The organism is Novosphingobium sp. BL-S-32 (assembly GCF_056857055.1).
This window is the reverse complement of the sequence record NZ_CM166476.1, coordinates 2848007-2872471: the sequence shown is the minus strand read 5'-3', so window position 1 is coordinate 2872471 and position 24465 is coordinate 2848007. Positions and strand designations below refer to the sequence as shown.

Here is a 24465-nt window from a genome sequence, read left to right as displayed (position 1 = left end):
GGCATGAACCGCTTCTTCGTATACCGGCCGGTCTTCGGCTGGGTCATCGCTGCATTCATCGCGCTGGGCGGCCTGATCGCGCTGCTCAACCTGCCGATCGAACAGTATCCCTCCGTCGCCCCGCCGGCGCTCAACCTTGCCTACACGTACACCGGCGCCGATTCCGAAACGCTCGACAAGAACGTCACTTCGGTGATCGAGCGCGAGATGAACGGCATCGACGGCTTCCTCTACATGAGTTCGGCCAGCCGCTCGAACGGCACCGGGCAGATCACGCTGACGTTCAAGTCAGGCACCGATCTCAATGCCGCCCGCGTGGAGGTGCAGGATCGCCTCAATCGCGCGGAATCCCGCCTGCCCGCCGAAGTGCGCGCGCTGGGCATTCAGGTGACGGACAATACCGCCGGCTTCCTGATGGTGCTGGGTGTCTCGTCGGGCGACAATTCACTCAGCCCGCTGGAGATCGGCAACTACACGAACAACAACATCGTCAATGAGATCCGGCGCGTGCCGGGCGTCGGCGATGTCCAGTTGTTCGGTTCGCAATATGCAATGCGAATCTGGCTCGATCCGGTCAAGCTCACGTCCTTTTCGCTGACTCCCGGCGAAGTGCTGAGCGCGGTGCAGGAACAGAACAGCCAGGTGGCCGGCGGCGGCATCGGCGAGCAGCCGATTTCGCAGGAGACTGAGTTCACTGCCAAGATCGTGACGCGCGGCCGCTTTTCCACGCCCACCCAGTTCCAGGAAATCATCGTCAAGTCGAACCAGGACGGTTCGACCGTGCGTCTGGGCGACGTCGCCCGCGTCGAACTGGGCGCCGAAAACTACACATTCAAGGCACGCCTCAACGGCAAGGAAATCGCCGGCATGGGCGTGCAGCTTGCCTCGGGCGCCAATGCCGTGGCCACCGCCACTGCGGTCCGCGCGCGCATGGCGCAGCTTCAGGAGAACTTCCCGCCGGGCATGGAATGGCACGTCGCTTTCGATTCGACGCCGTTCATCAATGCCTCCATCGATTCGGTGATCCACACCCTGGTCGAAGCCATGGTGTTGGTCTTCCTCGTGATGTACCTGTTCCTGCAATCCTGGCGGGCGACGATCATCCCCGCCGTGGTGGTACCGATCGCGTTGCTCGGTGCCTGTCTGGGCCTGCTGCTGTTCGGGTTCTCCATCAACACGCTCTCGCTATTCGCCATGGTGGTGGCGATCGGCATCCTCGTCGATGACGCCATCGTCGTGGTCGAGAATGTCGAACGTATCATGACCGAGGAGAATCTTCCGCCTCGCCTCGCCACGATCAAGGCGATGGGCCAGATTCGCGGCGCGATCATCGGCATCACGCTGGTGCTGATCGCGGTGTTCATCCCGATGGCCTTCTTCCCCGGATCGACCGGCGGCATCTACCGCCAGTTCTCGGTCACGCTGGCCGTCTCGATCTTCTTTTCGGCGCTGCTGGCGCTCACGTTCACCCCCGCGCTCTGCGCCACCCTGCTCAAGCACCACACGGATGCGCCCCACAACGCCGAGCCTCTCGCGGGCTGGCGCGGCGCGCTGCCGCGCTTCTTCCGCTGGTTCAACGACCGGTTCGGCCGTGCCACCGACAACTACACCCACCGCGTCGGCGGCATGATGCGCGCGCCCGTGCGCTGGCTGGCAGTCTTCGCGGTCATGGCGGTGATGACCGGGCTGCTGTTCACGCGCCTGCCCGGCGGCTTCCTGCCGGACGAGGACCAAGGCTACTTCATAATCAACTTCGACGCCCCCGTCGGCGCCACCATGCAACGCACACAGGCGGTGGTGGAGCAGACCGAGGCGTTCCTCAAGAAGCAGCCGCAAGTGCGCGGCGTGGTCTCGCTGATCGGCTTCAACTTCTACGGCCAGAGCCAGAGCGCGGCGCTGTCCTTCGTCGATCTCCAGCCCTGGGAAGACCGCAAGCACTCGGACGACAAGGTCACTTCGCTGATCGGCAAGACGCAGAAGTTCGTGTCCGGCCTCACCGGCGCCACGGTCTTTGCGCTCAACCCGCCGGCGATCCAGGCGCTCGGCAATGCCACCGGCTTCTCGATGAAGATCGAGGACCGCTCGGGCACCGACCGCGCCGGGCTTGTCGCCGCGCGCGATGCGATCATCGCCGAAGCCGCGCAGAACCCCGTGCTCGCACAGGTCCGTCCTGACGGACAGGGCGACGCGCCCCAGCTCTATGTCGATATCGACCGGGTCAAGGCACGCGCCATGGGCCTGTCGATCAACGACGTGAACCAGACGCTGGCGATCAGCTTCGGCTCCTACTACGCCAACGACTTCACCCGCGACGGCAATACCCTGCGCGTCTATCTGCAGGCTGATGCCAATGCCCGCATGACGCCGGACGACATCATGGCCCTGCAGGTGCGCGGCAGTAACGGGCAAATGGTGCCGTTCAGCGCCTTCGCCCGCGCGCAGTGGGAATCCGGGCCGATCCAGGTGGAGCGCTACAACGGCTATCCGTCGCTGACGATCTCGGGCACGGCCGCCCCCGGCCAGTCCTCGGGCAAGGCGCTGGAGATCATGGAAGAGATCGCGAACCGGCATCTCTCGGGCAATTTCAGCTTCGAGTGGACCGGTACCGCGTTCGAGGAAAAGCAGGCCGGCGGACAAGTCGGCGCGCTGCTGGGCCTCTCCGTCATCGTCGTGTTCCTGCTGCTGGCGGCGCTCTACAATTCGTGGGGCATCCCGATCTCGGTGCTGATGGTCGTCCCGTTCGGCATCCTCGGCGCCGTGGTCTTCACGCTGCTGAGAGGATTGTCGGCCGACGTCTACTTCAACATCGGCCTCATCACGATCATCGGCCTTGCCGCGAAGAACGCGATCCTGATCGTCGAATTCGCGATCGAGGACGAGGACGCGGGCAGATCGCCAGACGATGCCACCGTGGAAGCGGCGCGCCAGCGCCTGCGGCCGATCCTGATGACCAGCCTTGCCTTCATCCTCGGCATGGTGCCACTGGTGATCTCGAGCGGCGCGGGTGCGGCCAGCCGTCAGGCGGTGGGTACCGGCGTCATGGGCGGCATGATCGCGGCAACCCTGCTGGGCGTGTTCTTCACGCCGGTATTCTACAACTTCGCACGCAAGCACCTTAGCAAACGACGCGACCCCGAAGGGGAAGACGCCATCTGGCTTGAACAGAACAAGCGGGAAGGAGGCGAACATGCGTAAGCAGGCCCTCCTCCTTTCCGCCGCGATCTCCACTGTGCTGTCCGGGTGCAATTTCGCGCCGCAGTACCATCAGCCGGTCGCGCCGGTTTCGAGCAGTTTCCCGAATGCCCCTTCGCGCGAAGAACTCACGCCTCTCGCCACCGAGCTCGGCTGGCGCGAGTTCTTCCGCGATCCGCGTCTCCAGACGCTAATTGCCACTGCCCTCGATCGCAACCGCGATCTCGCGCAGTCCTACGCCCGCATCGACCAGGCGCGCGCGCAGTACCGCATCCAGGCCGCCGACCGCCTTCCCGCGGTCGGTGTCAACGGCACGGGTACCCGCCAGCGCACACCGACATCGGTTCTGGGCGCGACCGGGCAGACGACGGGCGCCGACCTGCCGAACGGGATCGACTACTCGGAATTCAACGCCAAGGTCGGCGTGACCTCGTTCGAGCTGGATCTCTGGGGCCGGGTGCGCAACCTCACCGATGCGCAGCGCCAGTCGTGGCTGGCCTCGGTCCAGGGCGCGCGCGCCTTCCGCATCTCGCTGATCTCGCAAGTCGCCGCCACGTACTTCGACATCCGCAGCGGAGAGGATCGCATCGAGCTTGCCCGCCGCAGTATCGACGTGCGGCGTGAAGGCGTGCGCATTGCCGAGCTGCGGCTCGACGCGGGCGTTACCTCCACGGTCGACTACGATCAGGCGGTCCTGCTCCAGACGCAGGCCGAAAGCGAACTGGCCGATCTCCAGCGTACGACAGAGCAGGCGCGCAACCTGCTCGACGTGCTGGTTGGCGGCCCGGTCGAAGCGACGCTGCCCACCGGCCTTGGCCTGTCCGACCAGCTCCTGCCGATCGCGCCGGGCCTGCCCTCGGACTTGCTGATCAACCGGCCGGACGTATTGCAGGCCGAACACAACCTGCGCGCGGCGGACGCCAATATCGGCGCGGCGCGAGCGGCGTTCTTCCCGAAGATCTCGCTGACCGCCGCCTTCGGCTTCGCGTCCACCGGACTGTCGAGCTTGTTCACCGGCGCGAACCAGAGCTGGAGCTATGGCGGATCGGTGGATCTGCCGATCTTCAACTGGGGCAAGCGCGAGGCGGAACTCAAGCTCAGCAAAGCGCAGGCGAAAGAGCTTACCGCCGCCTACCAGAAGACGGTGCAGACTGCCTTCCGCGAAGTCTCCGACGGGCTCGTGGCTCGCCAGCACTATGCCGAGCAGATCGAGATCCAGCAGCGTACGGTAGAGGCCCAGCAACGCCTCGCCCATGCAGCTCGCCTGCGTTACGACAACGGCATCTCGATCTACCTCGAAGTGCTGGATGCCGAGCGCAGCCTGTTCTCGGCCAACCAGACACTGATCCAGCTGCGCGCCACCGAATTGCAGAACGCCGTCAGCCTCTACGCCGCGCTGGGCGGCGGGCAGGAGGAAATTGCGCAAAAGCCAGCGGGCGAGCAGCCGGAGCAATAGCTCTGTAGCTGAGGTCCGGATCACCCTGTTTCGCAGGGCTTCGTTCGACCTGACAGATCCCGCGTGGCCCCGCCCTATGCTGGTTCGGACCGCGCGAATACCATAGGGGCGCAGGGATCATCCATCCCTGCGCCCTATTCATTTCGTCTCGTCATGCGTTCCGAATGCCTCCTGACCGGCAGGGTATCCGGCGTTAATCCGACTTGCCCGACCAAGGAGCGCCTGTCTGTCGAGGGGCGCTCACGCCTGCGCGAAACGGTGTTAAATCGCGAATCGCCATTCTCGGAGTGATAGCGGTATCCCAACCGCCCCTCAGGCCACGCTATCCATCATAAATATCTGTAAAATAGCGATTTAACGCTACACCAAAAAGCCACAATGCCCCGCCCCGTTGACTTTCATGTCCGACAAATATAATTATCTTATAAATAAGACAGCAGTCTATCGGGAGGGATACGTGTACCTGCATCTTCGCAACGCCTTGCGTGCGTCCAGCGCGCTCGCCATCGCGCTTTTTGCCCAAACCACTTTCATCGCGCCTGCCCTTGCGCAGTCGACCAATTCCGGGGCGGCCGACGCGGCAGCTGACCAGAATTCGGGCCAGGACTCGAACAGCGACGCCATCGTCGTCACCGGCCTGCGCGCTTCGCTGCGCGACGCCATCAACGCCAAGCGCAACGCCACCGTCGTCACCGAAACGATCAGCGCGAAGGACATCGGCGTCCTGCCCGACGTTACCATCGCGGATTCGCTGGCCCGCCTGCCGGGCGTGACTGCCACGCGCGATCGCGGCAATGCCAGCCAGGCAGCCGTGCGCGGCCTTGGTCCGCGCCTCGTGCTCGGCCTCATCAACGGCCGCGAGGTTGCCTCGTCCGAGCCCGATCGCAACGTCCGCTGGGAAATCTATCCGTCCGAAATCGTCTCGGGCGTGACCGTCTACAAGTCGCAGCAGGCTGACCTGATCGCCGGCGGCGTCGCCGCCACGATCGACATCCGCACCGTGCGCCCGCTCGATTACTCGGGCCCCGCGCTCACCGTGCGCGCGGGCGCACTCTACAACGACGGCGGCAAGGACATTCCTAACTATTCGGGCTGGGGCTCGCGCGGCAGCGCGCAGTATGTCGGCCGCCTGACCGACAACCTCGCCGTGGTCGTCGGCGGTACCTTCCAGCGCCAGAAGAACGGCTTCAACTCGTTCCAGGGCTGGGGCTACAACACGGTCGACACCGGCAGCCCGCCGACCCTCAATGGCGAGCCGATCAACGCTCCCTGGGGCGCGCAGACCGAGGTCAACGGCCTGAAGGAAACCCGCTGGTCGACCACCGGCGCGTTGCAGTGGAAGCCGACCACCGAGTGGGACATCAACCTCGATGTCCTCTATTCCAAGGTGAAGATCGACGAGAACCAGGCGCAACAGTGGTACGGCCGTTCGAACGGCTGGGGCGACTGGGGCGGCACCATCGGCGGCCCGGACGATATCTATCAGGACGGCAACTACACGCTGTCCGGCAACACGATCACCGGCGCGACGCTGAACAACTTCTCGTCGGTCACCAACGCGATCGCCAAGTACACCGAGGACAAGAATCTCTTCGTCACCGGCTTCAACGCCAAGTACGACGATGGCGACTGGACCGCGAAGTTCGACGCGTCCTATTCGCGTGCACGCCGTGACAACACCTGGGGCGCGATTTACACCGAGTCCTACCCCGACACGACGACGTTCTCGACGGGCCGCAACGTGGTACCGACGGTCTCCGTCAGCAACAACCCGGGCGACGTCACCAACCAGACGGTGCCGAGCTACTTCGCCGGCCAGTTCGACGGCCCGCAGCGCCTTCAGGACGACCTCGGCGCCGCGCAGTTCGACGCCTATCGCCATCTCGACAGCGGCTTCTTCACCGGCTTCGGCGTGGGCCTGCGCTATTCGAACCGCGTAAAGAGCTATCACGCCTCGACCGCGGCGGTTTCGACCAACACCGGCGGCGATCTCTCGATCGATCCCACGCAGCTCACCGAGTTCTCGGTAGGCACCTTCAATGTGCCCAACCTCATCTGGGGCAACTACAAGGATCTGGCGGCCGCTTACCTCACACTCGCCGATCCGGTCGAGGACCAGTCCCAGTACTGGCGCGTGAAGGAAGACAACTTCGAAGGCTACGTGATGACGGACTTCAAGGGTTCGTTCTTCACCGGCAACCTCGGCGTGCGCTTCGTCAACGTCTCGACCCATTCGGACGCGATCTCGTCCGTCACCTCGTGGGACGATGCTCTCCAGGAGAACGTCACCACGACGGCGCCGATCCGCGAGAACAACACCTACTTCCGCGCGCTGCCGAGCCTCAACCTCAACTTCGACCTGACCGACACGCTCAAGCTGCGCGCCGGCATTGCCCGCGTGATGTCGCGTCCGCCGCTCGACGAGTTGCGCGCCAATCTCGCGCTCAGCTACTTCCCGCCGACCAACACCGGATCGGGCGGCAACCCGCAGCTCAAGCCGTTCATGGCGAACCAGGCGGACCTCTCGCTTGAGTGGTACTTCCACAAGGATTCGCTCTTCGCGCTGGCGGGCTACTACAAGGATGTGTCGAGCAACATCGGCTACACCCAGACGCAGCAGATCATCGGCGGCAACAGCTACCAGATCACCGCGCCGGCCAACGGAAAGGGCGGCCACATCGCTGGCGTCGAAGGCACGATCCAGACCCCGTTCTACTTCATCGGGCTCAACAACTTCGGCATCTACGCCAACGCCAGCTACGTCGATTCGAACATCAAGGAACTCGCCCCCGCCAGCAATCCGTTCCCCGGCGTCGGCCTGACCAAGTTCACCAGCGAGATCGATCTCTGGTACTCGGCGCACGGCATCGATGCCCGCGTGGCGCTCAAGCATCACAGCCCGTACACCGTGATCTACGGCTGGGATTCCTCGCAGCTGACCCGCCTCGAATCCGAGACGACGCTGGGCGCGAGCATCTCCTATGCGATCAACAAGAGCATCTCGGTCCGTCTCCAGGCCAACAACCTGACCAACCAGGCAGCGCGGTTCTACTGGAACAACGATCCCGACCAGATCGCCCGTTACGAGAAGTACGGCCGCAGCTACCTCGCGGACGTCACCTTCAAGTACTGACACCGATCACGGTTTGGGCCCCGCCTCCATCGGGGCCCGATACCCGGCCTGCCCAAGCGGGCCCAACCTCGAAAAGGGGCGCCACTCCTCCCGGCGCCCCTTTTTTCGTGACCTTTTCCCGGCCCGCGTCAGCCCGCACAAGGTGACACAGTTGACACTGTTGACACGGTCCTGGCCCAAAACCGTCACCTTGCGCCGCGCCTGTCACCTTGCATCGAAACTGTCACCTTGCGGGCCGCGCCGAGGCGCAGGCCCTCGTCCCACACATCGGCGAACTCCTTCCCCAATCGCGCGCGCAGACGATAGGCGGACTGGCGGCTCATGCCGACGTGCCGGGCCGCCGCAGCGACCGAGGTCGTGCGCGCCAGCGCATGCAGAAAGGTGAGGATCTTCGCCCGGGTCCACCGATAGTCGGCATTGGAGCGGCGGGACTTGGGAGCGGCGCTGTCTGTCGGGATCATGCCCGCGAAATTATCGCAGCGGCCTACCTGTAGGAAAACGGAATATGCGGATCGCAGAACGCGCGCCGGGTGCCCCGAAGAGCCACCCGGCGACGTTGGCCTTCACCCCGCGGCAGACGCGGAGGCCGGAGCCCCTGCCCTGTCACGCCGCGCCATAGCGAATTGCATGCGCTCGTAGAAACCGATCAGAGCCAGCGAAACCACGGCCACAACCGCGCCCAGCAGCATGTCGATCAGATAATGCGTGCCCTCTACCGGCGTGGACAGCAGCATCGCGACATTAAGCGCCACGATCGGCCAGCGCATCGACGGCATGCGCCACGCCGCAACGATGTAGAGCACCGCCGCCGCCGTGTGGAAGCTGGGCGCCGACACGATGCCGCGCAGCTTCGCCAGATCGACGATATGCACACTGTGCGCCCGCAGCGCGGGGATCAGGCCGGACTGCCAAAGCTCGCTCTCAGGCATGTAGGGGATCGCGCCATGCCACAGGTGGGAGAACGGCCCGACCGCCGGCATCAGGCTGAACACGGCCAGGGTAATGACCGCCGCCAGCCAGAACCCGGCAATGAACCGGTAGGCCTCTGCATGCTGCCCGGCCCGTGCCTTGGCCCATAGCAACAGCGCGGGCGTGACATAGATGCTGCGATAGGCCGCCGTCCCCAGCAGTTGGAGCACGGGATGGGCGGCCACCGTGCGATACCAACCCAGCCAGTTGAACCCCAGAGCCTCATCCACGCGCTGCAAGGCGACATCCGCATAGCCGTGCGTCAGCGCCGCCACCGGATAGCTCGCGGTGGCACCCATCAGCGAAATCAGCGTGAACAGCCCGGCATATTCGCAGAAGCGCGCGACCGGCACCGCCTGCTGCCACGCCGTGCGCGGCAATCCGAAGCGCAGCGACAGCAGTACCGCCCCGGCGGCATAGTACGGCAGATTACCCGCACGCCAGGGGTCGATGTGCAGCCCGGCGGCATGCATCAAGGCAGAGAGCGCGAACAGGCTGAGCAGCAGCGCGGTCAGGAAATGCCGCGCGATGGACGGCCCGGTCTCTCTCACGGCCGTCAGTGCGGGCGTAACAAGCTCATCGGCCATTGCTGGATCCACGCCTGCGGTGGAGGGCACGGGCCAGGACGGCTGCATCAAAGTCATTACGGTATGTCCAGGGCAGGTATGAGGGCAGACGGCGACGTGGGTGGCGACCAGCCCGAGTCACGCTTAAGGATGGATGAACCGGATACTCGAAGGCGCTCGAAACCGGCAGCTGAAATGTATGTTGGGGGAAACCGGGCGCTTCGGCAAGACCGTGTTGCAGTTCGTCCGGCGCATCGGGGCGATGCCCTCCGACATCCCTTTCACAACCCTGACGTTTCCGGATTTTACCGACCGGCGCATCGGCAAGTGCGCGCGCCGAACATACCGGAATCCGCGCCTTTCCGGGCAAGAGCAGCCCGGCCGAAGCCAAAGTTCATGAAATTTTTGACATGTTCTGTCCGCCTGCACTTCAACTGCCGAGAGATCCAGAACTGACGCCATCGGCGCTGCGCGGCCATGCGTTGACGCGCTGCGCGAATTGCATGCCCGGCTCCACGGAGTAATCGATCCGGCGAGATGCAAACCAGCCTATCGCCCCGAGGCCTGGGTGCCTCACTGCACGATCGCCATGCGCGTGTCCGCTCGCTACCGCGACGTCGCGAATAGGCTGTTGGCGACGGGAATCACCCCCTTCACCCTCACCTTCGATGTGGCAGATTGCGTCTCGTCGCCGCCGATTGTCGTCATCGCCGAACACATGCTTCAAGACGCTTCGCTGAGCACACTTTGATGCCGCCCACTCAGGACTGCCCTGCTTAGGAGCCCTGCCGAACCCTCTCCCATCCCCGTCATCCCCGCGAAGGCGGGGATCCCGCTTGTTCTGGCGGCGGGGAGAAAAGGAAGCGGGGCCCCCGCCTTCGCGGGGGCGACGGTGTTGTCAGGCCGCTCGCTCGTCACCAATATCCAACGCATTGGCGCCGAGGCTTTGGCGCCCTACTTCGCGGACTTCGTGTAAGTCTTAGAAAGGAAGTCCATCACCGGCAGCACTTCGTGCCGCTTGAGATCGAACCACGCGGCGTTTTCCCAGTTGGAGCCAGTGCCCCAGCGCGTCTTGCATTGGGTCGAAACCCAGTCGGGCGCCCAGTAGACGACGCCGTTGCCGCCCGCGTCGACCACCGTCTGCGTCAGGTCTTCCAGATATTTGAGCTGGCCCTGCGGGGTCGCCGGATAGCCCGGAACCAGCGAGTCCGTGCCCAGCAGGTTGGGCGAGGCATCGGCGCTCTCCTCGGTAAAGGGATAGGCCGTCTCCACCACCATGACATCGGCGCCGTAGCGCTGGTGCGCGGCGGTGATCACCTTGCTCAGACCGGCGAAGTTATATTTCGACCACTTCGAATAGTAGCTGATGCCGATGATGTCGTAATCGAGCACACCCGCCGCCGTGGCATCGTCGAACCACGGCAGGACGTTTTCGGGCTGGGCGATGTGGAGCATCACCTTGATCGGCTTGCCCGCCGCCTTCGATGCCTCGCGCACGGCGGCGACACCGGCATTGATGAGGCGCGCGTTGCGCTTCCAGTCGATCGGCTTGTCCTTGGTGCCGCCCATGACTTCGGGGTTGGTCTCGTTGCCGACCTGCACCAGTTCGGGCAGTTCACCCGCAGCGTTCAACTTCGCGAGGACATCGCGCGTATAATCATGGACCGCGCGGACCTGATCGTCCGTGTTCAGCCCGGCCCAGGCCTTGGGGGCGATCTGCTTATCGCCATCGGCCCAGTCGTCCGAGTAATGGAAGTCCAGCAGGACCTGCAGGCCCGCCGCATGGGCGCGGCGAATGGTCTTCAGCACGTCTTCGTAGTTCGAATAGTGCGTCCAATCCGGATTGTTCCAGATACGCACGCGCATGATGTTGCCACCCTTCTGCTTGAGCAGCACGAAAGGATCGACCGGCTTGCCGTTCTGGCGGAACACCGCCCCGCAGTCCGCCATCTCGTTGGCGAAGGAAAGGTCGGCGCCAAGGTAGAGCGTGCGGCCGGTTTCGGCGGCATGGGCCTGTGCGGCGGTCAACAGCGCGGCAAATGCCAGCACGGGGCGAAGGGACTTCATGGAACCGGTGTCCTTCAGGAGTGGAAGCTGAGATCGATCGATGCGGGCGCCAGCCCGGCGCCGGAGACAGTGACGCGTACGGCGCCACTTTGCCCCGTGCCTTGCACGATCGCTTGCGCGAGGCCGTTGAAGGCCTTGCGCGTGGTGCCCTTGTCAGGCTCCGTCGACGTCGGATTGCCGTTGCCGAGGCCAATGATCCGGCCCGGTCCGGAAACCGCGAAGCTGAGAGCATCGTCGGCGGTGGGGACGGGGTTGCCCGCCCGGTCGAGCACTTCGATGCGCAGCATGGCCGCATCCGCAATGGCAGCGGTGTAACGCTTGCGGTCAGCGGTGAGGCGCAGCTTTGCGGGGGCTCCGGCAGTCATCCGCGTGTCGCTGGCCGCCAGACGGCCGCCGTTGTAGCCGCGCGCCTCCAGCTTGCCGGGGGCGTAAGGCACCTGCCATTCGAGATGGCCGTTACGCGGCATCGGCTTGCGGCCGAGGCTCTTGCCGTTGAGGAGAAGCTCGATCTCTTCGCAGTTGCCGTGCGCCCAGACCGGGATCGCCTGCCCCTCGCGCCCCGCCCAGTTCCAGTGCGGCAGCAAGTGGACCAGCGGCTGGTCCGGACGCCACCACGCGCGGTAGTAGAAGTAGTTGTCCTTGGCGAAACCGCACAAGTCCATCGCACCGAAGTAGCTGGAAACGCTGGGGAACGCCGGATAGGGCGTGGGCTCACCGCGATAGTCGAACCCGGTCCAGATGAAGCCGCCGGCGATATAGGGGGCATTGGCAACGATGGTCCACCACTCCTCGGCGGTGGAAGCCCACCAAGGGTGTTCGGTGTCGTAGGCCTTCACGATATGGCGCGCGGCATCGTTCTCGTAAGCGCCGCGAGTGGACACGGTACTGCCGGTCTCGGTGCCGATCACCGGCTTGTTCGGGTGGCGCGTGTGCCACGCGGGGATCTTGTCAGTGCGGTAGTTGAAGCCGACCACATCCACCGCATCGGCCGCGCCGCTGTCCCAGCCTTGGTCCATCGCCTGCGTGGTGAGCCGCGTGGGGTCGAGCACCTTACAGCGCGCGACCAGCTCCGCCGAAATGCGACGGCCGCGCTCGGTGCCCTGATGGCCTTCCTCGTTGCCCACCGACCACAGGATCACCGAAGGGTGGTTGCGCGAGGAGAGGATCATTCGCTCCAGCTCGTCCATCGCTTCGGGATTGGTGGTGTTGAGCCGCGTTTCGGCCAGCATCATCATGCCCTTGCGGTCACACAAGTCGAGCAGCGCCTGCGCGGGCGGGTTGTGGGCGCTGCGCCAGGCGTTGACGCCCATCTCGATCGAGCGGTCCACCCGCCATTCGTGCAGCGCATCGGGGATCGCGGTGCCGACGCCCGCATGGTCCTGATGGTTGCAGACGCCCATCAGCTTCACGTTGCGGCCGTTGATGGTGAAGCCCTTCACCGCGTCGAAAGTGACGGTGCGCACGCCGAAGGTGGTTTCATAGCGGTCCACCGGCGCGCCATCGCGCAGCACTTCGGTGACCAGCGTGTAGAGGTTGGGCGAAGCGGGCGACCAAAGCTGCGGTGCGCGGATGTGCAGGTCCTGCCCGATCTCGGTGCTGGCTAGCGGTTCAAGCGCGACCTGCCGATCGTCCGCCCGTGCCACTTCCCGTCCGGCGCCGTCGCGGATGCTCTGGCGCAGCGTGACGGCGGACTTGCCCTCCCCGGCATTGGCCAGCGTGGTCAGCAGCGACACCCCGGCGCCGTCCGCATCGATGGCGGTGCGCACGCACGTGCCCCACTGCGGCACGTGGGCCGCATCGGCGCTGACGAGGCGGACATTGCGGTAGATCCCCGCGCCTTCGTAGAACCAGCCCTCCCCCAGCGAGGCGTCCACGCGCAGGGCAAGTTGGTTGGGGGCCCCGTCATAGTCAAGGAAATCGGCGATATTGACGCGGAACGGCGCATAGCCGCTCTCGCTGCCCCCGGCCTCGAAGCCGTTGACGAAGACCTTGCTGGCGCGGAACACGCCGTCGAATTCGAGCCAGATCGCGCGGCCCTTATCGGCGGCGCCGACCGGCAGGCGCAGGCGGTACCAACCGACGCTGTTCTGCGGGAAAGCACGGCCAATCGCCTTGAACCCGTGCGCGGCAACGGCATCGGCCTTGTCCTCGGGCGCGGGCGTCGCGGGAGGCGCATAGGGCAGGTCCACCGCCCAGTCGTGCGGAACCGAGACTTCCGCCCAGCCGCTCTCGTCGAAGTCGGCCACGGCGGCCGGTGAGGTGACGAGGCCGGGCTTGGCGTAAGTCCGCTGGTTGATACCCCAGTCGAAGTCCTTGCTCATGTCCGCCGCATGGCCGGGATGGAAGCGCCAGCCGCGATCGAGCAGCCATGTGCGGCGCGGGCTCGGCACGGCGGCGGGCGTATTCTCGGGAAGAGCCAGAGCGGTCTGCGGCAGGCTGGCAGCGGCCACGCCCGCTACGCCCAACACCATGGCATGGCGACGGTCGGTACGCATTCCAGCGACTTCAACGGGGGGAATTCCGGGGACTTCGGTCATTGCTTGCAGGGGCTCTCGTAGCTGTTTCCGGCGCGAATGGGGAGTCCACCCCGTCGCGCACGGGCCGGACTCATCGCCGCTCTGCCATTTTTTCGGATTTATATGATATATACGCTCAATGGGTCAATCCGGCGCGATACCGGCCTCGATCAGACCCGATTGGCGGCGCTTTCGTTGTGGTCGATAGCGACAAGAGCCTCGACGATGATACGCTCCATCCGCTCGCGCGCGCGCTGCGGATCGCGGGCGAGGATCGCCTCCATCACGCCCTCGTGCGCATCAAGGTCACCACTGCGGCCGACGATCCGGTTGGTATAGCGGATCGAGGTCTTGAGCGCGGTAGAGACGACATCGCGGAACTGGCCGAAGAACGGATTGCCCGAGGCCTTGAGGATGGCGACATGAAACGCCACGTCGGCTTCCAACACGTCATCACGCCCCGCCTCGGCCGCCTGCATCCGCGCGAAGCCCGCCTCGATCAGCGCCCGGCCATCGTCGTCGGCGGCCTGTGCGGCCAGCGCGGCGGCGGCGGGCTCGATCGCCACGCGAAGCTGGCTGAACTGCTTGAGCAAATCGATGGAAAAGCTGCGATCGAGCATCCAGCGCAGCACATCGGTGTCGAACAGGTTCCATTGGCTGACCGGCTGGATCATCGTCCCCTGACGCGGCCGTGCGGTGACAAGGCCCTTGGCCGTGAGCATCTTGACCGCCTCTCGCGTGACCGAGCGGCTTACGCCGTGCTGCTGCGAGAGTTCCGCCTCGGTGGGAAAGGAGCGCCCCTCGTAGGCATGGCCCACTATCTGCGACCCCAGCCGGTCCAGCAGCCCGTAAGTCAGATTGCGCCCGAGCGCCTCGCGATTTTCATGCGGATCGATGGGCATGCGTAGTCCCGGCACCTCTCAGTCTATTTAATCATATAAATAGGCAAAGACCAGGGATGGGCAAGCGGAAACACCCTTGGATGCGCCAAGGAAATCGGATCATTTGCGTCGCCACAAGTATTTGATGCGGCGGCCATTTGAACCCCGGAATAGCGAAGGCCCGGCGCGAGACTGTTCGCGCCAGGCCCTCTCCTGTCGGGACATTGCCACCGCGCCGGCCCGAGCCCCCACGGGCCGGCGTGGCGGACTCTATCCGCGATCAGGCCATCAGAATCTTGTCGAGCGCGAGGCGGAACTTCTGCATGTCCTCCGCCGAACCCACGGTGACGCGCGACATGCTGGGATAAGCGCTCCAGCCACGGCCGATCTGCACGCCTTGCGCAAGGAAGGCGGCCATCATCTCCTTGGGCGTCTTGCCGTTCCAGTCGACCATGAACATGTTCGCGTGGCTGCCGGGCAGAACCTTGAGGCCGCGCCGCTCGATATGGGCGATGGTCTCCTCGCGCGCGGCGATCATCTGGTCGCGGCGGGCCTTGATCTGGTCGGCCAGCGGCAGCGAGGCGGTTCCGCAGGCGACCGCCGTCATCGGCAGCATCGACGTGACCTGACCGCCATCGTAGCGCATCATCTTCTCGTGCAGGGATTTCGCGCCGAGCGTCAGGCCAAGGCGCATGCCCGCCATGCCGAACAGCTTGGAGAACGTGCGCATCACCAGCACATCGTCGCGCGAGGCGGCCAGTTTCGCGGCGTTTTCGGTGCCTGCGAAGTGGATATAGGCCTCGTCCACCAGCAGGATCGCGTCCTTGGGCTTGTTCTCGGCCAGCCAGGTGATGTCGGCGATGGGCGTCAGCGTGCCGGTCGGGTTGTTGGGCGAGCAGATGTAGTAGAGCCCGGCGTTGGGATCGGCCGCCAGCATGGCCTTCACGTCATGGCGATAGTCCGACGTGAGCGGCACTTTGGTCACCTTGGCGCCGATCCATGCGCCGGTGCGCCAGATCGCTTCATAGGTCGGGTCCGCCGTGACGATCCCGCGCGAGGGCGAGGCGAACGTGATCGCGGTGCGGCTGAGCGGGTCGCTCGATCCCGGCCACGCGACCACGTGATCCTGCGGAATGCCTTCCACTTGCGCGACGGTGGCAAAGAGCTTGGCGTGCTCGTCATTGGGTTCGTAGCGGTTGCCCTGCATGACGATGGCCATGGCCGCCTGCGCGCCGGCCGGCAGCGGGCCGGTCCAGCACTCGTTGGCGCCGATCCGGACCGCGCCGGCCACGGCCTTGCCGGCCTGCTGCGCGGAGGCGGGCATGGCCTGCGCCACGGCGAGGCCGCCGCCCAGCAATGCGGCGATCTTGCCTATGTTGCGGCGCGAATAGCCGCGCTCCAGAAGGTCCTGCGTGACCTCTTCGCCGCCGATCCGTTCGGCCAGCATGTCTTTCTCAAGCTGCATCCTTCGAACTCCTTCCAGCCAATTTACGTCAGATTTTCAGTGCGTTGTGGAACATGACCATCGAGATCACGATCAGGTAGATGCCGAACACGCGCTTCAGCATGCGCGGCTCCAGCCAATGGGCGGCCGCCACGCCCAGCGGCGCGGTCAGGAGCGACATCGAGGCGATGGCCAGCGTCGCGGGCATGTTCACGAAGCCGAGCGAGCCCCATGGCAGGCCCTTCTCGTGCATGCCGATGATCGCGAAGCCGATGGCGCTAGGAATGGCGATCAGCGTGCCCACGCCCGATGCCGTGCCGACCGCGCGGTGGATCGAGCGGCCGCACAGCGTCATCACCATGATCGCGATGGTGCCGCCGCCGATACCCAGCAGCGAGGAAAAGGTGCCCAGCCCGCCCGCGATGCCGACGCGCAGGATGCCCGAGGGCATCTGGTCGGTGATGACCTTGTCCCCCACGCGCGGGACCAGGAAGTTGAGGCTCATGAGCAGCACGCCCGAGGCGAAGACCATGGTCAGCACTTTGCCGTCCACATGGCTTGCCAACACCACGCCCACGCCGTCTCCCAGCACCACCCAGGGCGCCCATGACTTGAGGATCTCGAAATCGACCGACCCGCGCTTGGAATGGCTCATGACCGAGCGGATCGAGGTAACGATGATCGTCGCCGCCGAAGTGCCGATGGCAACGTGTGCGTACTGTGCGTGATCGCCGCCCAGCAGCGGCAGCATCAGCAGAAGCGCGGGGACAACGATGAAGCCGCCGCCGATCCCGAAGACGCCCCCTGCGAAGCCGGCGACGAGACCGGCTGCCAGCAGACCGAGCGCCGGGACCAGCCAACTCAAGTCAGATACCATCACTATCGCAACTCCCTGAATGATCCTGGTTGTGGACTCTGCCCCCGGACGAACCGGGAGCAGTGCCTATGCAAACACTATTCATCAGAACTTCACCGAAACCCGGCCGTAGTAATAACCGCCATTGATTCCGTAAGGTGAAATGGTGGGGTAGATATTGGACGCGTACGTACTCGAACCCGACGCCAACTGTGCGGCGCGAATATTTTCGTAGGAACGCTTGGTCGGATACTTGTTGAACAGGTTGTTCGCGCCGATCGAAAGCTTGATGTTCTCGGTCGCCTTGAAGCCCAGTTCGAGGTCGGTGATGAAGGCGGACTTGACCGGAACCTCAAGGTCCTGCCCGGCGATCGGGCTACCGCCCGGCGCGGTTTCGAGGGCGAAGACCTTCGAATAGTAGCTTTCGCGCAAGTTCACCGAGAACCGGCTCGATTCCCAGAAGGCCCCCAGCGTGGCGCGGACCTTGGGCGTGCTGTGCTCCAGCGTGACGACGTTATACTTGCTGATGAGCGCCGATTTCGAGGGATCGACCGTGCTGGTGTAAAGCGCGTCGGGCAGGTCGGCGATCTTCTTGACCTTGTTGTCGTTGTAATTGGCGGAGAAGGTCCAGTTGATCTCGCCGATGCCGGTCGGCATGTCGTAGCTGGCCATGAAGTCCACGCCGCGCGTGCGCATGTCCGCGCCGTTGACGAAGGACTGCACCGAAACCGTGCCGCTGGTGTTGCGATAGCCGTTGACGTCGGTCAGCACGTAGCTCGGAATTTCGCCGCCCAGCGCCGAAGCCACCGCGTCGAACACCGCCTGCTGGTTGTAGAGGTTGTAGTTGTCGGTGGTGTAGGGCACGCAGCTGGCGGCATTGGAACCGGCATAGCCCGCCGGGCAGTACTGGCCGTTGAAGCCGTAGAACGAGCTGGAGATCATGATGCGGTCGCGGATCTCGATCCAATAGGCATCGAGCGTGATGCTGACCCGCGAGTTCGGGGTGAAGACCACACCGGCACTGAAGTTGGTCGATTTCTCAGGCTTGAGGCCGCCGAACCCGAGCGAGGCTGCTGCGGCAGAGTTGGCAGGCAACACGCCCGAAACCGAGCTTGGGCCGACGTTGATGCCCGAATAGAAGCCTTCCGCCAAAGTCGGCGCGCGGAAGCCGGTCGATACGGTGCCGCGCACCGCGAAGGCGTCGGAGATGTCGTAACGCGAGGTCAGCTTGAACACGGTGGTCGAGCCGAAGTCGCTGTAGTGCTCGTGGCGGACCGCGCCGTCGACCAGCCATCCCGGCACCGGTTTGAGCGAAATATCGAGGTATTGCGAGAAGTTGGTGCGGTTGTAATTGCCCGCGTCGTTCGGGCTGTAGCCGAAGAACGACTGGGCGCCGCTGCCGTAATAGGACGCCGGATCGCCCGCGACGATACCGTAAGTCTCACGTCGCCACTCAAGGCCGCCGGCAATGTTCATCGGTTCGGACAGCCCGATGTCGAGCGGATAAGTCAGGTCGAGCGTGTTGCTCCACTGCGATGCCTTGAAATCGCCGTTGTGGAACTGGGTCGGCGTGAAGCCGGTGTTCTTGTAGAGCGAAGCGTTGGCCGAATTCTCGACATAGACGCCCACGAAATCGTCGCCGTATGTGGAGGATAGATCGAAATCGAGATCGCCAAACTTGCCCTTCAGGCCCCCTGCCACCGAGTAATCGGTCTCGCGAATGGCCTCGAACGGGGCGAAGCCGGTCGGGAACAGCGGAACCCCGGCCGCCGATACGACGATGCCCGGCGTGCGATAGTTCTCATAGGCGCGGGCATATTTGTGGCCGTAGCTGCCGAAGCTGTAGAGTTCGAAATCGCCCGAGGTCCAGCCGGCGTTGTACATCGCCGTGGTCTGTTCGATCTGCGGATCGCCGGCGATGCGATTGACGTAAGGGTAGTACTTCTGGTCCACCAGATCGGGGAACTTGGTCAGGTTGCCCTGCGCCACCGCGTTGTCGCCGTAGACGCGCGGATCGATGTCGCCCCGGAAGCTGAAGCCTTTCTTCTTTTTCTGGACGGTCAGGCTGACGTATGAATTCTCGATCGGCGCGAAACCGACGTTACCCGAAACGCTGTAGGTATCGCCGCCCTGGTCCATGTATTGGCCAAGAGTGCCGTTCAGCACGCCGCCGTGGTCGTTGTCCTTGAGGATAATGTTGATGACGCCGGCGATGGCATCGGTGCCGTATTGGGCAGCGGCGCCGTCTTGCAGGACCTCGATATGGGCGATGGCATCGTTCGGAATGAAGCTCATGTCCGGCGCGGCGCTGCCGCCGAAGGGGCCGCCCGCGACCGAGACGTTGGCAGTGCCGTGGCGACGCTTGCCATTGATGAGGATCAGCGTGTGGTTGGGGCTCAGCCCGCGCAGCTTCATTTGCAGGTTGTGCGCCTGAAGATCGCTGCCAAAGGCTTGCGCCTGGATCGACGGCAGATTCTGCGAAAGGCTCTGGATCAGGTCCGGCTGGCCGGTACGGGCGAGCGCTTCGCTGGTCATGATCTGGATCGGCGCCGGGCTCTCGGTCGCCTTCATGCCGATGGTGCGCGTGCCGGTGACGATGATCGCGCCGCCCGAAGCGTCCGCAGTGGAAGCCTCCGGTGCGGGCTCGGCCGGTTCTTCGGCCAGGGCCGGTGTTGCCCCGAATAGAAGCGCTGCCGCCAGCGCCGTTGCCGATACGGATACCCAATCTGTCATCTAGGCCCCCTTGCCTGGTTTTGCTCCACGGTTGCGGCCTCTCCCTGTTTTCCCGCGGTCATCGCCGCCCCTGCACCTGCCAGACGCACGCCTTCCCCCTCGGGCCCGACGAATGGGCCAGAGGCCGGTCAACGGCCTGAGGCCGTCCGGAAATGACGTGCGCGCGAATGCCCCCGGCCCACCCCCCGGGGACCGGAACTGACTGTGCCCGGGCAAACGTGCCGCGAGTTCAGCGCGTTTTTGGAAACGGTGCGACCCGATGGCGGCCCCTCGAAGCAGTTCGAGTGGGCGGCGATACGGCGATCACGTCATGGCATGAGTCCCGATCCCGGCTGACGCCGACAATCGCTGCGGCCGGGCAAACGCGCCCCGCCCCACGGACACGCTTAGCGTGACCACGTTCCCAGAATTAAATTCGGATAATCAGAAAGCCCCAAGAAACGATTTCTGCGATTCGTTCTTAAAATCAGCACAGGTACGCGAATTCATGACGAACATTGACCAGCCCCCTCATAAGTTGGTCCAACGCGTTCCTATCTGACATCGACCCCGAGAAATTTTATTTCATTTCTGTTTCACGACCGTATGTGAAATTGGCTGCATGTCAACGGCATCTCGCGCCCTCAAGATTATGTGCGCGAGGCGTCAATTTTGCCTCTCGCGCACAGTTCCGACAGAGGTGACGCAAATCCGCCAAAACTGCGTTTTAAGCTGGCAAGATCGTCCCATGAATGAAACATTCGGAGCCGGTGCCGGACTCGCGCACAATTGCATAGCGCCCGTGCCGACCTCAGGTTCAGCTATCGAGATGAACCGGGCGGCAGAGCAATGCAGCCGGATTCGTTCCGGTCAAAAGGCCGGCGGAGAGGACGAAAACAATGGCCAGCGACAGGCTCAATCACAGCGACCGGGTCATGGATACCGTGAAGCGGGGCAATGCCGCGGCGACATCGTCGCTGGCCGCGTCGTGGTGCCGGTCCGCCCTGTACCATGGGCTTGACCCCGCCGCTTCGCGCACGCGTGAGCGGATCGGCGGCAACATGCTGGCGGGCCTGCGCGACAGCAATGGAGAACTGCTCGCCGCCGCAACGCCGGTGCTGGACCAGCTGTTCGGCAACGTGGGGCGAACCGGCTGCTGCGTGGTGCTGTCCGATATCGACGGCGTGGTGCTCGAAGCGCGCACGGGCGCGGGCGATTCGCCGCTGTTCGATGCCATCGGCCTTGTCCCCGGCGGGCTCTGGGGCGAAGCCGCCGAAGGCACCAACGGGATCGGCACCTGTCTGGTCGAGCAGCGCCCGGTGACGATCCTGCGCCATGAGCACTTCGCCAGCCGCAACATCGGCGTAAGCTGCATGGACGCGCCTGTCTTCGATCCCGAGGGCCATCTTGTCGCCGCGCTCGACGTATCGAGCGCCCGCGCCGAACATGGCGAGGCGACAGCGGCACTGGTCGCCGCGCTGGTGCAGGATGCTGCCCGCCAGATCGAGCGGGACTTCTTCTGCATGCGCTATGCCGAGGCGCGGATCGTCTACAGCCCAGACAGGAAGGGCAATGGTGGGCGCGGTCTGGCACTGCTGGCGGTCGACCGTGACGATCTCGTGATCGGCGCCACGCGCGCCGCGCGGCTGACGCTCGGCCTTGGCAACCGGCCTTTCGAACGGCCGAGGCCGCTGGCCGATGTCATGGGCGATGCATCCAGCGGCTTCGACGACAGCGAGCGCGCAGTACTGCGTCAGGCCCTCGCGCGGTCGGGCGGCAATGTCACTCGCGCCGCGCGCGAACTGCGGATCGGCCGCGCCACGATGTACCGGCGCATGGAGCGGGTGGGGATCTCGCCCAATCAATAGGCGGGGCCAATAACGGGGATCAGTAACGGGGGCAAAAGCGGACGGATCTCCGTGTCTCACCGGCGATACTCCGGGAGGCACGGCTTTCGCCCTCCCCCTGTCGCGCCGGCACGACCAGCGGCAGGTTAATACCCAAGGCCGGACACCCGCGCCGACCCGTAACGAGAGGATCCAGTCATGGCAGATATTCAGGTTACCGAGAGGCCCCCGGTATTCGCCGCGCCCTTCGCGGCGAGCTACGACAACTTCATCGGCGGTGCATGGGTGCCGCCCGTAGCCGGCCGCTATTTCGACAATGTCAGCCCGATCACCGGCAAGCCGGTCTGCCGGGTCGCCCGTTCGGATGTCGACGATATCGAGCTGGCGCTCGACGCCGCCCATGCCGCCAAGGACGGCTGGGGCCGCACGCCGCCTGCCGAACGCTCGCTGATCCTGTTGCGCATTGCCGACCGCATGGAGCAGAACCTCGCCAAACTGGCCACTGCCGAGACATGGGACAACGGCAAGCCGATCCGCGAGACTACCGCCGCCGACATTCCGCTCGCCATCGATCACTTCCGCTACTTCGCGGGCTGCATCCGCGCGCAGGAAGGCTCCATCGGCGAGATCGACGACGACACCATGGCCTATCACTTCCACGAGCCGCTGGGCGTGGTCGGCCAGATCATCCCGTGGAACTTCCCGATCCTGATGGCTGCGTGGAAGCTGGCCCCTGCTCTGGCGGCGGGCAATTGCGTGGTGCTCAAGCCTGCCGAGCAGACCCCGGTCTCGATCCTCGTGCTGGCCGAACTGATCGCGGACCTGCTGCCGCCGGGCGTGCTCAACATCGTCAACGGCTTCGGGATCGAGGCGGGCAAGCCGCTCGCCAGTTCCACGCGCATCGCCAAGATCGCCTTCACCGGCGAAACCTCCACCGGGCGCCTCATCATGCAGTACGCCAGCGCGAACCTGATCCCCGTCTCGCTGGAACTGGGCGGCAAGAGCCCCAACATCTTCTTCGCCGATGTCTGCGCCGAGGATGACGACTTCCTCGACAAGGCGATCGAGGGCTTCGTGATGTTCGCGCTCAATCAGGGCGAAGTCTGTACGTGCCCGAGCCGCGCGCTGATCCAGGAATCGATCTACGACAAGTTCATGGAAAAGGCGCTGAAGCGCGTCGCCGCGATCCGGCAGGGCAGCCCGCTGGAGATGGAAACGATGATCGGCGCGCAGGCCTCGCAGGAGCAGCAGGAGAAGATCCTGCGCTACCTCGACATCGGCCGCGAGGAAGGCGCGACGGTGCTGATCGGCGGCGATGCGGCCCATCTGGGCGGGGACCTGTCCGGCGGCTTCTATATCCAGCCGACCGTGTTCAAGGGCCACAACAAGATGCGGATCTTTCAGGAGGAGATCTTCGGCCCGGTGGTTTCCACCACCACGTTCCGCGATGCCGAGGAGGCGCTGGAGATCGCCAATGACACGATGTTCGGCCTTGGCGCGGGCGTGTGGAGCCGCGACATCAACACCTGCTACCGCTTCGGCCGCGCCATTCAGGCCGGGCGCGTCTGGACCAACTGCTATCACGCCTATCCCGCCCACGCGGCCTTCGGCGGCTACAAGCAGTCCGGCATCGGGCGTGAAAATCACAAGATGATGCTGGAGCACTATCAGCAGACCAAGAACCTGCTGGTCAGCTACAGCCCCAAGAAGCTCGGCTTCTTCTGAAGGACCAGTTGCCCGGTGCGGCCATGCTCCGCGCCGGGCAACTCAGGCCGGGGGCGCGTCGGGCAGCGGCCTTGTCGGCAGGATCAGCGGCTCCGGAGCGGGCCGCGACCGAATGGCGCGCGCCAGACGGTGCGAGGGACGCTCGATCGCGTGATAGAGCAGCACGGCGGCGGTGATGCTCGCGGCCAGAATGAGCACGAGGCAGATAAGATCGGCCGCCATCCCGTGCCCGAACAGCCGGTGAACTATCGAATCCACCGCCTGCATCAGCGGCACATGAACGAGATAGAGGCTGTAGGAAATCGCGCCCAGAAACTGCAGCCAGCGCCAGTTGAGGCCGGTCTCGGCCCAACCCGTCCACGCCGAGACGAACAGCAGCAAAGCAACCAGCGCCGGCATGCGCTCGAACCCGGAACCGCACAGCAGCGCCACGACCAGCAGCGCAAGGCCCACCCGCGCAATCTGCGAATCCAGCGCGCGCCGGGCAATGACGCCCACATAGAACACCGCCCAGTGCTCGACGAAGAAGCCGTGCCAATGCGTGCCGACCAGACCGAGCGCCGAAAGCATCGCCAGCGCCCATGTCCCGCCCTCCATCCACCTGGACCGGATCGTCAGCGAGAGCGCGAAGATCAGATAGAACTGGAACTCGTACGTCAGCGTCCAGTAGACGATGTTGATCTCCGGAATGCCGAGCATCTCTTGCAGGTAGAATACGTGGGCAAGCAGTTCGCCGATCGTCGGCAGTTGGAAAATCCGGCCGTGAACGATTGCCGCCAGCAAGACGAAGGCGATGGCCACCAGCATCGAGGCCCAATAGGCGGGGTCCAGACGAATGGACCGGCCCAGCATGAACCTGCCGACCATGGCCGGCGTCATGTTCACACCGGCAAGGCCATGCGCGGTAACGAAGCCGCTCAACGTGAAGAACACGGAGACGGCGAAGAAATCGTTGATCAGCGAAAACGGTAATGCGGCCAATATGCTTGGCACATGCCCGCCCTGAATGGCGTGGAACAAGAGCACTGCAATCGAGGCAAATCCCCGCAGTCCCTGAACGATGGTGTAGTTAACCCGCTTTGTCGCCATCCGGTCATCATG

General features: G+C 64.5%; 14 protein-coding genes. 5 read left to right on the top strand and 9 right to left on the bottom strand.

All coding sequences use genetic code 11. The annotated features are described in order from the left end of the window. Positions 1–3: 3 nt before the first annotated feature. From AC1VVK_RS13585 to AC1VVK_RS13575, 3 genes are all read left to right on the top strand, one after another. Positions 4–3195 carry a multidrug efflux RND transporter permease subunit gene (locus AC1VVK_RS13585; protein ID WP_482903399.1) on the top strand — a complete coding sequence of 1064 codons (3192 nt, stop codon included), beginning with the start codon at positions 4–6 and terminating at the stop codon, positions 3193–3195. Then, positions 3188–4648, top strand: a complete 1461-nt coding sequence (locus AC1VVK_RS13580; protein WP_482903398.1) for an efflux transporter outer membrane subunit — start codon at positions 3188–3190, stop codon at positions 4646–4648. The genes AC1VVK_RS13585 and AC1VVK_RS13580 overlap by 8 nt, the downstream gene beginning before the upstream one ends. Positions 4649–5105: 457 nt before the next feature. Continuing rightward, positions 5106–7781 (top strand): TonB-dependent receptor, encoded by a 2676-nt coding sequence (locus tag AC1VVK_RS13575; RefSeq protein WP_482903397.1) that lies wholly within the window; start codon positions 5106–5108, stop codon positions 7779–7781. 185 nt (positions 7782–7966) lie between these two features. On the opposite strand, the gene AC1VVK_RS13570 is transcribed toward AC1VVK_RS13575, so the two are convergent. The 8 genes from AC1VVK_RS13570 to AC1VVK_RS13535 form a co-directional block, all read right to left on the bottom strand. Further along, positions 7967–8242: a LysR family transcriptional regulator gene (locus AC1VVK_RS13570; RefSeq protein WP_132389009.1), complete on the bottom strand. Its 276-nt coding sequence runs from the start codon at positions 8240–8242 to the stop codon at positions 7967–7969. Positions 8243–8344: 102 nt separating this feature from the next. Beyond that, entirely contained in the window at positions 8345–9337 is a 993-nt protein-coding gene (locus AC1VVK_RS13565; protein WP_482903396.1) for a phosphatase PAP2 family protein, read from the bottom strand. Positions 9338–10270: 933 nt separating this feature from the next. Further along, positions 10271–11383 (bottom strand): glycoside hydrolase family 53 protein, encoded by a 1113-nt coding sequence (locus tag AC1VVK_RS13560; RefSeq protein ID WP_482903395.1) that lies wholly within the window; start codon positions 11381–11383, stop codon positions 10271–10273. 14 nt (positions 11384–11397) lie between these two features. After that, a complete protein-coding gene (gene galA, locus AC1VVK_RS13555; protein WP_482903394.1) occupies positions 11398–13878 on the bottom strand; it encodes a beta-galactosidase GalA in 2481 nt (826 codons plus the stop codon). Between the two features lie 191 nt (positions 13879–14069). Next, a complete protein-coding gene (locus tag AC1VVK_RS13550) occupies positions 14070–14801 on the bottom strand; it encodes a FadR/GntR family transcriptional regulator (protein WP_132388999.1) in 732 nt (243 codons plus the stop codon). Between the two features lie 259 nt (positions 14802–15060). After that, complete coding sequence (locus tag AC1VVK_RS13545; RefSeq protein WP_482903393.1) at positions 15061–16245, bottom strand: pyridoxal phosphate-dependent aminotransferase; 1185 nt, start codon at positions 16243–16245, stop codon at positions 15061–15063. Between the two features lie 28 nt (positions 16246–16273). Further along, the gene (locus tag AC1VVK_RS13540; protein WP_132389574.1) at positions 16274–17101 is read right to left on the bottom strand and encodes a sulfite exporter TauE/SafE family protein; all 828 of its coding nucleotides are present in this window, start codon (positions 17099–17101) and stop codon (positions 16274–16276) included. Between the two features lie 84 nt (positions 17102–17185). Beyond that, on the bottom strand, positions 17186–19813 hold the full coding sequence (locus AC1VVK_RS13535; RefSeq protein ID WP_482903392.1) for a TonB-dependent receptor plug domain-containing protein: 2628 nt from the start codon (positions 19811–19813) through the stop codon (positions 17186–17188). Positions 19814–20691: 878 nt separating this feature from the next. On the opposite strand from AC1VVK_RS13535, the gene AC1VVK_RS13530 reads away from it, so the two are divergent. Together AC1VVK_RS13530 and adh are read left to right on the top strand one after the other, a co-directional pair. After that, positions 20692–21660, top strand: a complete 969-nt coding sequence (locus AC1VVK_RS13530) for a GAF domain-containing protein (RefSeq protein ID WP_482903391.1) — start codon at positions 20692–20694, stop codon at positions 21658–21660. A 177-nt stretch (positions 21661–21837) separates the two neighbouring features. Next, positions 21838–23364 carry an aldehyde dehydrogenase gene (adh, locus tag AC1VVK_RS13525; RefSeq protein WP_482903390.1) on the top strand — a complete coding sequence of 509 codons (1527 nt, stop codon included), beginning with the start codon at positions 21838–21840 and terminating at the stop codon, positions 23362–23364. Positions 23365–23406: 42 nt separating this feature from the next. Here adh and AC1VVK_RS13520 read toward each other — a convergent pair whose 3' ends face one another. Beyond that, entirely contained in the window at positions 23407–24453 is a 1047-nt protein-coding gene (locus AC1VVK_RS13520) for an acyltransferase family protein (protein WP_482903389.1), read from the bottom strand. Positions 24454–24465 lie beyond the last annotated feature (12 nt).

Bases quoted from the DNA above. Each gene is read 5' to 3' on its own strand.
- AC1VVK_RS13585 (WP_482903399.1), top strand. From the start codon at position 4: ATGAACCGCTTCTTCGTATACCGGCCGGTCTTCGGCTGGGTCATCGCT.
- AC1VVK_RS13580 (WP_482903398.1), top strand. From the start codon at position 3,188: ATGCGTAAGCAGGCCCTCCTCCTTTCCGCCGCGATCTCCACTGTGCTG.
- AC1VVK_RS13570 (WP_132389009.1), bottom strand. From the start codon at position 8,242: ATGATCCCGACAGACAGCGCCGCTCCCAAGTCCCGCCGCTCCAATGCC.
- AC1VVK_RS13565 (WP_482903396.1), bottom strand. From the start codon at position 9,337: ATGGCCGATGAGCTTGTTACGCCCGCACTGACGGCCGTGAGAGAGACC.
- AC1VVK_RS13560 (WP_482903395.1), bottom strand. From the start codon at position 11,383: ATGAAGTCCCTTCGCCCCGTGCTGGCATTTGCCGCGCTGTTGACCGCC.
- galA (WP_482903394.1), bottom strand. From the start codon at position 13,878: ATGCGTACCGACCGTCGCCATGCCATGGTGTTGGGCGTAGCGGGCGTG.
- AC1VVK_RS13550 (WP_132388999.1), bottom strand. From the start codon at position 14,801: ATGCCCATCGATCCGCATGAAAATCGCGAGGCGCTCGGGCGCAATCTG.
- AC1VVK_RS13545 (WP_482903393.1), bottom strand. From the start codon at position 16,245: ATGCAGCTTGAGAAAGACATGCTGGCCGAACGGATCGGCGGCGAAGAG.
- AC1VVK_RS13540 (WP_132389574.1), bottom strand. From the start codon at position 17,101: ATGGTATCTGACTTGAGTTGGCTGGTCCCGGCGCTCGGTCTGCTGGCA.
- AC1VVK_RS13535 (WP_482903392.1), bottom strand. From the start codon at position 19,813: ATGACAGATTGGGTATCCGTATCGGCAACGGCGCTGGCGGCAGCGCTT.
- AC1VVK_RS13530 (WP_482903391.1), top strand. From the start codon at position 20,692: ATGGCCAGCGACAGGCTCAATCACAGCGACCGGGTCATGGATACCGTG.
- adh (WP_482903390.1), top strand. From the start codon at position 21,838: ATGGCAGATATTCAGGTTACCGAGAGGCCCCCGGTATTCGCCGCGCCC.
- AC1VVK_RS13520 (WP_482903389.1), bottom strand. From the start codon at position 24,453: ATGGCGACAAAGCGGGTTAACTACACCATCGTTCAGGGACTGCGGGGA.